This window comes from Luteimonas sp. TWI382 (assembly GCF_039674545.1).
Taxonomy (GTDB): domain Bacteria; phylum Pseudomonadota; class Gammaproteobacteria; order Xanthomonadales; family Xanthomonadaceae; genus Luteimonas.
In genome coordinates this window covers 1-1052 of the sequence record NZ_JBDJNS010000054.1, presented here as the reverse complement: position 1 = coordinate 1052, position 1052 = coordinate 1, and the positions used below count along the sequence as shown (strand labels likewise).

At 65.1% G+C, this 1052-nt stretch carries 1 protein-coding gene; it reads left to right on the top strand.

The annotated features are described in order from the left end of the window. Nucleotides 1–27 precede the first annotated feature (27 nt). Nucleotides 28–1044, top strand: coding sequence for an IS30 family transposase (locus ABE505_RS17060; RefSeq protein ID WP_346445847.1), 1017 nt, complete (start codon nt 28–30; stop codon nt 1042–1044). The last annotated feature ends 8 nt before the right edge of the window (nt 1045–1052 follow it).

The window sequence follows — 1052 nt, the reverse complement described above, 5'->3', positions numbered from 1 at the left end:
ACACCCGGCGGAGTGTAGGGTGTCGCGATGGGAAAACAGTACAGCCACCTGAGCGCGGAAGAGCGCGCAGTGCTTCAGGTCGAGCGCAACCGCGGGACGAGCCTTCAGGAGATCGGTCGTCGGTTGGGACGCAGCGCGTCAACGTTAAGTCGAGAGGTGCGGCGCCAGAGCGATGGCATCTACTCGGCCCATGGCGCGGCCGGGAGCTATCGCGCACGTCGTTCGCGTTGCGTGCGTCGTCGCAAGCTGGTCGAGGAAGGCGAGTTGTTCCAGTTCGTGCATGACCGTCTGGTGTTGGAGCGCTGGTCGCCGCAGCAGATCGCGGCCACACTGCGGGCCATGCATCCAGACGACGCCAGTCAGCGGGTCAGCCACGAGACGATCTATGCGGCGATCTATGCGTATCCGCGTGGTGGACTGAAGAAGGCGTTGGTGGAGGCGTTGCGCCAGGGCAAGCCGGCGCGCGGACGCAGGCGGACGACCGCCGCGGGACGTTCATGGGTGCCGGAGCAGTTGCGGATCGTGCATCGGCCCGAGGACGTCGAGCAGCGCCTGGTGGCCGGTCATTGGGAGGGCGACCTGATCAAGGGCGCCTTCAACCGCTCCTGCGTCGGTACGCTGGTCGAGCGCAAGACCCGTTTCGTCGTGCTGTGCCGGATGGACGGCTGCACCGCCGAAGCGGCGCTCGAGGGCTTCACCCGGCAGATGCGCATGTTGCCGGCATTCCTGCGCGAGAGCCTCACCTACGATCGCGGTTCGGAACTGACGTGCTACGAGGCGCTGATGCAGCGGCTCAACCTCCAGGTCTGGTTCGCCGATCCGCATGCGCCCTGGCAGCGGGGCAGCAACGAGAACACCAACGGCCTGCTTCGACAGTTCCTGCCCAAGGGCGTGGACCTCTCGCAGGCGAGCCAGGAATATCTCAATCACGTCGCCAAGCTGATGAACGGGCGACCGCGCAAGACGCTCGGCTGGGCAACACCAGCCCAGGTGATGGAGAGGGAAATCATCGACTTCAAATCACGTGTTGCACTTGATTCTTGAGACCGCCC

What these genes read in the sequence shown, in the direction of transcription:
- ABE505_RS17060 (WP_346445847.1), top strand. Translation starts at nt 28, where the DNA reads ATGGGAAAACAGTACAGCCACCTGAGCGCGGAAGAGCGCGCAGTGCTT.